The sequence below is a fragment of the Coleofasciculus sp. FACHB-712 genome (assembly GCF_014695635.1).
Taxonomy (GTDB): domain Bacteria; phylum Cyanobacteriota; class Cyanobacteriia; order Cyanobacteriales; family FACHB-T130; genus FACHB-T130.
Window position 1 is genome coordinate 1 of sequence record NZ_JACJOQ010000065.1, and the last position, 9,354, is coordinate 9,354.

3 protein-coding genes are annotated in these 9,354 nt (G+C 46.2%); all 3 read right to left on the reverse strand.

Annotated features, from left to right (window positions below; all coding sequences use genetic code 11):
* A partial coding sequence (locus H6F50_RS01520; RefSeq protein WP_277879308.1) for a beta-ketoacyl synthase N-terminal-like domain-containing protein occupies nucleotides 1–1,943 on the reverse strand: 1,943 nt, incomplete at its 3' end.
* 113 nt (nucleotides 1,944–2,056) lie between these two features.
* On the reverse strand, nucleotides 2,057–4,468 hold the full coding sequence (locus H6F50_RS01525) for an SDR family NAD(P)-dependent oxidoreductase (RefSeq protein WP_190425569.1): 2,412 nt from the start codon (nucleotides 4,466–4,468) through the stop codon (nucleotides 2,057–2,059).
* Between the two features lie 107 nt (nucleotides 4,469–4,575).
* A complete protein-coding gene (locus tag H6F50_RS01530) occupies nucleotides 4,576–8,811 on the reverse strand; it encodes a type I polyketide synthase (protein ID WP_190425572.1) in 4,236 nt (1,411 codons plus the stop codon).
* Between the last annotated feature and the right edge of the window lie 543 nt (nucleotides 8,812–9,354).

Below are 9,354 nucleotides of genomic sequence, written 5' to 3' on the forward strand. Positions count from 1 at the left end.
TTAACTTGCGCCGGAGGATGCAAGCTATCTTTGGCAATGGCTTCCAGTTCGGCAAGTTTTTCGGGAGACAAAGAAATATTCGCTTGTTCCAAGCTTTCTTTGATTTGCCAAGATAAATCGCATCGACCGCGATACTGGTGTAGGGAGAGTTCTGTCCCCATCGCCACAATCACGGCGACATTTCCCCCTTGAGATAGTTTTGCATCTTTGATAGCGTTGTCCGCCACCTTTAGCATCAATAGCTGTTGAGGAATTAGTTGATCTTCGTCGCGGGGCGGGATTTTGAAATTGAGAAAATCGAGTTCAAAATCTTGAATGTAGGCTCCCAGAGGCGCTTCACCGTTTGCTAAGCCATAGTCTTTGAGTAATTGGGGTTGCTCTTCGATACCTTGCCAGCGCTGAGGCGGAAGAGGGATAAAATGCTGCGTTCCCTCATAAATTGTGCGCTCGAAGGCATCTAAACTTTTACAGGAGCCAAAGAAGGCATCCATGCCGACGATCGCTAATGAGTGTTGAGTGTTGAGTTTTGAATTTTGAGTTTTGAGTTGAGGATTGGGAATTGGGGATTGGGGATCCTCACCTTCTCCCGCCGTTGCCTCTGAAGATTCTAAAATCAAATGAGCATTAGTACCACCAAAACCAAAAGCATTGATGGCGGCGCGTTTTGTCGGTTGTTTTTGAGGCCAGGGTGTCGGGGAAGTAACCATCTGTTCAGCAGCGATCGCGCCTTTTTCTGAACGGAGGGGGTCAATTACGTCGATTGTCGCCGGGATGATCTCTTCACCCATGCTCAAAATCACTTTGATGAGACCCGCGATTCCCGCAGCCGTTAATAAGTGACCAAAATTGGATTTGACAGAACCAATCAGAGGCACCGTTTGAGACTGACCGAAGAAGGTCTCCATCGAGTTGAGTTCGGTGATATCTCCGACCGGAGTCCCCGTGGCATGACACTCAATGTAATCGATACTGTTGGGATGAATTCCGGCTTCGGTATATGCCCGTTCAAAGGCTAAGATTTGCCCTTTGGGATTGGGACTGAGGACGAATTTCCCTTTCCCGTCATTCGATAAGCCAACACCGCAGATTGTGGCGTAGATGCGATCGCCATCTCGCAGCGCATCGCTATATCGTTTCAGGACAACCATTCCGGCTCCTTCTCCAGCTACGAGTCCTCCGGATGACTTATCAAAAGGACGCGATATCCCATCTTCTGGATAAGCGTGGAAAATTGAAAATCCCATATTGATGAAGAACGGATCGGCGCAACTCACCGCACCCGCTAACATCAGGTCAGCTTTGCCGGATAACAGATAGTGACAAGCTAATTTAACTGCATACAGCGATGTCGCACAGGCTGCATCCAGAGATAAATTAATTCCAGATAAAGACAGCGCTTGAGCAATGACTGCTGCCGGATACCCAGCTAACATTCCATTTAAAAGAGATCCATCAGAAGGTGGTTTTTTTAGTTGGAAAGATTCTTCTTCTAAAAGTTGCTGAAGGGCTGAATCCAGAGACTTTTGATAGATTGGTGCAAAAAAACGATGGGAAAAGCGGGTGGGAAAAGAAAGATTCCCCAGAATTACGCCGCATTTTTCCAGAACTGAGTGATTTCCTAAATAACCGCTATCTTTTAAAGCTTGTTTTGAAACGTATAAAGACCATTGATAAATTTCATCTAAGTTTTTCAGTAACTCAGGAGGCATCTGATACTCGCTGGTATCTAACTGAAAATCTCGAATATACCCTCCCTTTAAACAATAGTATTTATCTAGCTTCCCTTTATCTGTCGAATAAAACTTTTGGGGGTCTACTCCCATTTGTTCGACTGTTGCTAAGCTTTTAAAATCTTTTTTAGCAATTAAATTCTGCCAATATTGCTCAGGACTTTCTGCACCTGGGAATAAGCTAGATAAACCGATAATTGCAATTTTTTCCATTCAATATTCCTAAAAAATTTAATCAAAAACTACTTTATTTTAAATAAGCTCTAACCATTGTGCTGTAGCAGCGATCGCGACTACAGCACGCTGAATGGTTTCTTAACTCGCCATTACTTAACTCCTACTTTTTCTGAGTTAAAGAATAGACGGTTCAGTTGTTTGCTAATCGTCACTTCTGCCCCAAATACTCGCGAGTAAACTTTTCCTTGGATATCGTGGGAAGTGATGTTCGCCACTAACTTTGTCTCATTGCTAGAAATGACATCCATCGACACGTAAAATGGTTTACCCAAGGGAATCGTTTGGAAATGCTCTCCTTTCTGGCAGCGTAAAGGGAGACTAGCCGCCTGATAAAAATGCCTTACCCAAATCAACATGCACTGAAATTGCACATCTTTGGCGACAAAATCGAATGCCTGTGCCGGAAACTGTCCCCGCTGTTCTTCAGCGATTTGGGGTAAAACACATTCCATCGTCAGGGTTTCTGGCGTAATATTTAAAACTTGTTTTACCCCTTTAAAACTAGGGCCATGAAACAAGGTGCCATCCTGATAAGGCGATAGAAACGCAAACTCTTGACTTTGAGTGGCGTCAAATTCGTAAGTGGGAGCTTCCGGAATTTCCTTCAGGAGTTTCACCTGCCCGTTGTAATGATAGCGGCGTTTTCCGGGTTCCGCTTCACTCCATATTGTCGCTGCGAGTTCGAGCTGCTCGTTCTGGGATTTATTGACTTCCTTCACTTCCAAGATGTATTCGCTTGCCAATGTTTCATCGAAAACAATGCCTTTTAAGACTTTGAAGTTTTCGCAGCTAAAAAACTTGTAGCCAGGATATAGCTGTTCGCTAACATTGGCAAGCCATACTGAACCACAAACGGTTGGTAATACCGCTTGACCACCAATCGCATGATCTTGCAAAAAGGAATTTGCTTTCAGGTTTAATTTTCGATGAATTTGGTAAGTCCGGAGTTCTGAATCTAGCTCTCCAGACACGACTACCAGAGGACTCCCCACTAAGACTTGTACCGTTTCCCGTTCGCCAAAATCTAGTTCGTCAACTAGCATCTGAGTGCCCACTTCAACGGGAATTACCTCAACCTTGCGTTCGGCAAAAATCTGTTTTAACTCAGGCGTAACCATCCCGCCATCCCAAGGTCCCCAATTAAAGGAAGCTACGTGACATTCGGGATGGAGGCGCTTAAAGTGATGGGCAAATTTATTGAGAATCTCATTGGCGATCGCATAATCCGATTGACCAATATTCCCGTAAAACCCAGCGGCTGACGCGAACAACACCAAATGCTTGATTTGATTCGGATTGACACAACTCAGCAGATTTTCCAATCCTTTGACTTTGGCAGTATAAACGGCTTCAAAATCCTGTTCGGATTTATTCTCAATTAATTTATCTGCCAAATTGCCAGCGCCATGAAGAATTCCGGAGATCGCTCCGAAACGCTGGACGGCATCTGCTAGTTTTTCCTTTAAAGCGATCGCATCGGTAATGTCGGCGCTGAGATATTCTGCTTTCCCACCCGCTTGCTCAATCGCTTCCAGCGTTTGGGCGATTTCTCGTTGGGCTAAAATCCCCTTCAGTGTCTTTTGGACTTTGATTGGGGTGGGTTTCTCTCCTCGTGCAGTAATATCTGCCATGATCCGCTTTTTCAAATCAAATTCATCAACACAGCCTTTTGCCCATGCTGGCTCCGGATTGATGCTTGAGCGACCGAGGAGGATGAATTTGCATTGGTAGCGTTGCGCTAGCTTGATGACACATTGGGAAGTAATCCCGCGTCCACCGCCGCTGACGAGAAACACAGAGGATGGAGTAATTTGATTTTTTGTGGGGTGAGCGTTCTTCTTAACCCTACACATCTCGGCTACCAGGGTGGTTCTCCCCTGGGAACTGTACCCGACTTCGGTAATCAACCGATTGGGGTCGTGAAGTTCTGCGACAATCGATTGGGCGACAAATTCTTCATCGAAAGCGGGACTCAAATCGATGGCGCGACAAAACACCCGTTCCCATTCCAGGTTGAGGGTTTTCGTCAAGCCGAACAGCCCCCCACCGATGGAGCTAAACTCTGTTTTGCGACTTAAACCGAATTGCCCATCCAGGCGGCTCACGGTGAGGAAACAACTGCGTCCTTGACGTGCTCCTTCATTCAGTGATTTTTTGAGGTGCTTAGCAATCAGAAAAATATGCTTGAGGATGGCTCTTTCCGATTCCTGCCCAAGACTTGCTTGAATTGAGGGATGCAGATGAACGAACGTGCCAATCGAGCCGTAGTTTTGCGCGATCGCCATCAGCTGTTGTTTCAAATGCTCCTCGCTCAAATCTGCCAGCACCACACGGTTAATTCCTCCCGGTAACGGTAGCCCTTGGGCAATAACAGATTCGGGGAAACTTAATACAACCACTTTCCACCCTCGGTCTGAAAGAGACTTGACCAATCTGATACTGGCAGGGCTACCGTCATCGGTCAGCAAACAAATGTGATGGTCGGGCAAGGTGAAATCCAAATAATCTACCTCACTTAGAGGTTGGAGCCTCGCCCGACCGCGTTGAATCTTGTGCTCAACTTCAGTTGAAGCTTCATCTGAAGCTTCAACTTGCTGCGATTCTGGGGTTAAGTTTTTTTTTCAGCCACCCGCGATTCCTGGCTCATATATTCAACAATTTGAGCAAGGGTGCGGAGTTCGGCTAGCTGTTCTGGATTCACCGGCGGCAAATCAGGGAATAACTCCTGCATTGCCCCCAAGATTTCCACCCGCTTGATCGAGTCAATCCCCAAATCTGCTTCCATGTCCATCGAAAGCTCTAGCATTTCCGTGGGGTAGCCAGTCTTCTCGCTGACCACTTCTAACAAGGATTGAATTAGAGCATTCGCCTTCTCCTGGGAGACAAATCCGTTTTCTGCCTTCGCTGAAACTGCTGCCGCTGGAGAGGAAACCTCGACCTCTGTTGATGGAGCTTTGTTGCCCATATATTCAACAATTTGAGCGAGGGTGCGGAGTTCGGCTAGCTGTTCTGGATTCACCGGCGGCAAATCAGGGAATAACTCCTGCATGGCTCCCAAGATTTCCACCCGCTTGATCGAGTCAATCCCCAAATCTGCTTCCATATCCATTGAAAGCTCTAGCATTTCCGTGGGGTAGCCAGTTTTCTCACTGACTACTTCTAACAGCGCTTGAATCAGGGGGGTCAAATCCACCGGCGCGATTACGGACGCACTAGGGGTATTTTCGATGAAAGAGGGCGCAACTTCTGTTGGCTCTAATTGAGCGATTTGAGTTGAAACGCTGTTTGTCTCTACTGAGCGAGCCTGGGCTGCCTGCGAACCATTGCTGGAAACGGGTTGGGAAATTACTGGCACCGCTGTAGGGACGGTTTCTGGGGCAGCTAGCCCAGAATGTATCAGCTTCTCGGGTGTCGGTACGACAGTCGTGGCAGTAGGGGAAACAACCGAATACTGTGGTTTGTCAGAGGTTCCTTGTCCGTTTTGTCCTTGCTCAAAGTTCCGAATCGGCGCGATTGACGCCTGACCATTCACAACTGACCCATTCGCACCATTACCAGCCCCCAAAAGAGAATAATGTTGCTGCATGAGCTGGAAAAATCTTTGGGAATATTCCAACTGATTTTTCAGGTATTGTTCGTGAACTTGCTGGCTGGCAGCTTGATGTTCGTGAAAGCGCATCATGTTGCGCTCTAAACTTTCTAGAAGACCCTGATTATTTACAGAAGATTGTTGCATGGGTTGCGCCTCTGATTTGGTTGCGGGTGGAACTGGTATCGGCTCTGGCATTTTGACTTGGGGAATTACGGGTACGGGAATTACGGGTTGAGGGGTAGGGATTGGGGCGATGTGTGGTGTTGGTTTCGGGGCTAAAGATTTCTTCGGCTCCTGTGTCAATTTCCCATTCCTGTTTTCCCTTTCTGGATTTCCCTTGATTTGGTGTCCGTTTTGCAAAGCGTGTTCAAAAGCAGCTTTGGTTTTCTCACTGACATAGTTAGCGCCGTTTAAAGGCACATTCAATCTCTTCTTTTGCTGAGAATTGGATGTTTTTGATTTAACTAGGTAAGGATCGAGGTTATCTAAAGACAAGCCAGCCACGCGCAACTGAACAAAGGCTTCGCACAACTGGCGCTGGCTATCTCCTTTGCTACTGGCATTCAAGGCGATCGCTAAATGGGGTCGATCTTCGAGGATATTCTTCACCAGATTGGTCAGGATATTCCTGGGACCAATTTCGACAAAGAAATATCCCCCGGCTGCGTAAATATTTTCAACTTCCTGCTTAAAATGCACAGGATTGACAATATGTGCAGCTAAGGTTTGTCCGATGGTATGGGAATTGTCTGGATAAAGATTTCCGGTTGTATTGGAGTATACCGGGATTTTCGGCTGATTGAAAGTAACGCGATCCAGCACCTCTGCAAACCGTTTTTGAGCGTGAGCGACAAACGGTGAATGGAAAGCTGCGGAAACGGGTAGTAAAACAACCGAATACCCAAGCTGCTCCAATTTCTGCTGGACTTTGGCGATTTCCCCCTTCGCTCCCGCTAACACCACCTGATTGTTAGAGTTCCAGTTGGCAATGGTAATTTTGGGGAAGTTCTCGACAACTTCTTTGACTTTATGGATATCCCCTTTCACCGCCAGCATCATGCCGGTATCGACTTTTGGATCGTCGGGGAATGCCATCGCTTGACCTCTGGCTTTGACAAGGAAAAAATAATCTTCGTCATTCAGAACGCCCGCAGCCCAAAGCGCTGTCAGTTCCCCGAAGCTGTGCCCTGCCACAAAATCAGGCTTAAAACCTGCCTGTTCTAGAATTCTGTAAAGACCAAAACTCAAGGCACCAATTGCTGGTTGGGCATTTTCGGTTTGTTGTAATGCCGCAATTTGGGCATCCTTTTGGGCGTTGTCAAAAACAGGACACGGGAAAACGACTTGGGAAATGGGTGGCAACCCATTCTTGCCCAGGTATTTGTCCATATCGCTGTAAGCTTGGCGAAGCTGAGGGAAGTTAAGGACAAGTTCCTTACCCATCTCCAAATACTGCGAACCTTGCCCCGAAAACAGCGCCACTACCTTCCCTTGGGGGTTCAGGCTAGTTTTGCGGTAATAGATTCCTTTGGGATGCTCCCACGATTGGGCTTGCTGTTTGTTTTTCAGTAAGTCAATCGTAATCTGCAATAATTCACGGGCTTCTGCGGCAGAGGTGGCGACAAATCCCACTCTGGCTGAGGCAACGGGAATTTTTAAACTCGCAGCGCTGACAAGTTCTGTGTAATGTTGTGTGCCGCGATCGCTTGCTAATTGCGACTCTAGGGTTTCACACTTCGCCAATAATTCTCCTACTGTTGGAGCATCCAGCAGAATGGTCGCTGGCGTACTGTGTAAACGATAAGCCTGTTGATGTTCCCTTTGATATTCTTCGAGGACGACATGATAATTCGTGCCTCCAAAGCCAAACGCGCTGACCCCTGCTCTTCTTGGCGTTTCATCATCAATGCCAAGCCAGGGTCTGGTTTCGGTATTCAAATAGAAGGGTGAGTCTTCTATTTTAAGTTTAGGGTTGGGTTGGGTGACATTAATCGTTGGGGGTAATATCTTATGGTGCAAAGCCAAAGCCGTTTTGATCAGGCTGGCTGCACCTGCTGTTGCTTTGGTATGTCCAATCTGAGACTTAACGCTCCCCAAGGCAATATGTTGTTTTTGGGAGTTGTTTTGGCTAAAAACTTCATTTAAGCCTGCAAATTCTGTCGGATCGCCAGCGACGGTTCCTGTACCATGAGCTTCAATCAGACCGACTGTTGAGGGTGCAAATCCAGCATCTTCATAAGCTCGACGCAACGCTACGGCTTGCCCTTCCGAACGAGGAGCATAAATGCTCTTAGATTTGCCATCGCTGGAGGTGCCCATTCCCTTGATGACGGCATAAATGCGATCGCCATCTCGTTCGGCATCTTCAAGCCGCTTGAGAACCATCATTCCCATGCCTTCACCCAACAGCATCCCGTCGGAATTTATATCGAAGGGACGAGAATTCCCTTCTTTAGAAAAGGCAGGCGTTTTACTAAAGCACATATACATGAAGATCGAATTGTCGGCATCCACACCGCCCGCGATCATCATGTCGCTACGATACTCGGTCAATTCACTCAAAGCCATCCGCAGGGCGCTTAATGACCCGGCACAGGCTGCATCTACAACACAGTTAATTCCTCCTAAATCTAGGCGGTTGGCAATTCGTCCGGCAATCACGTTCCCCAACATGCCCGGAAAAGAATTTTCCTCCCAGCCGATATAGGCAAGTTTTATCTTCTCAATAATCTTTTGGGTATCTTCGTCAGATACACCACTGTTTTTAAGAACCTTCTCCCAAACGGGATATTGCAAACGGGCAGTTAGCGGCGTAATTAGTTTCTGCCCGCCCCCTACGCCCAGAATGACGCCTGTGCCTTTCCGATTAAAATCTCTGGATTCACCGTAACCAGCGTCTTCCATTGCCTGTTTGGCAACTACCAACGAGAGCATTTGGGCGACATCTGTCACCTCTAGAATATTGGGAGGCAACCCAAATTCCATCGGATCAAAATCAATATCCGGGATGAATCCGCCTCGTTTGCAATAAGTCTTATCCGGTGCCTTGGGATCTGGATCGTAGTAGTCCTCAATCCGCCAGCGTGAGGGAGGAACATCAGAGATACAATCGGTTTTTGTAATGATATTTTCCCAATACTCTTCTAGAGTCCTGGCTTGCGGAAAAATGCAACCCATTCCGATAATCGCCACTGGTGTTTGTTGCAGTTGCCGCTTAATTTTGTTGTTTATCAATGATTTATCAGACTTCATTCCTCAACCTGACGCTAGTGACGTTCCTGGTTCAAAGGGTTATGATACCAAGTTATTCCGCTTTAGTGTAGTTGTATATCCACTCAATTTAAACCTGTGGAAGTTTGCTGTTTATTTTCACACGAGTGGGTACACCCAGCTTTATATTCTCAGCTTGGGCGAAAGCTTTGTAGGCTGCACGGAGATAGGCAAAATCAGGAATTTAAATAATAGCAATTTCAGTCCCTTGAAGCAAGTTAACTATTTTAACAAATTTTCTTGTGGTTGAGTTTTTATGGTATAATAAACGGTTTTTTTGAAATTCCCTACCCAGCCTTGGGTACAGGGTATAAAGCTAAGGGATCGTGTTTAAAAAAATTTTTAGGGGTTAAAACCCAGGCACAGCAAAACTTAGAGTATTTAAAATTGGTAATTTAGAATCGCAAGTACGCTGGAACTACAGGTTTCAATTTTTTACAATTTAAATTGTATTCAATTTGAAAAGGTAGAAGAGTGTATTTATTTTAGTTTTGATTTTAGAACCTATAAAAAAATAGGTGAGTT

Excerpts from the sequence above, each read along its gene's own strand:
- H6F50_RS01530 (WP_190425572.1), bottom strand. The coding sequence starts at position 8,811 with ATGAAGTCTGATAAATCATTGATAAACAACAAAATTAAGCGGCAACTG.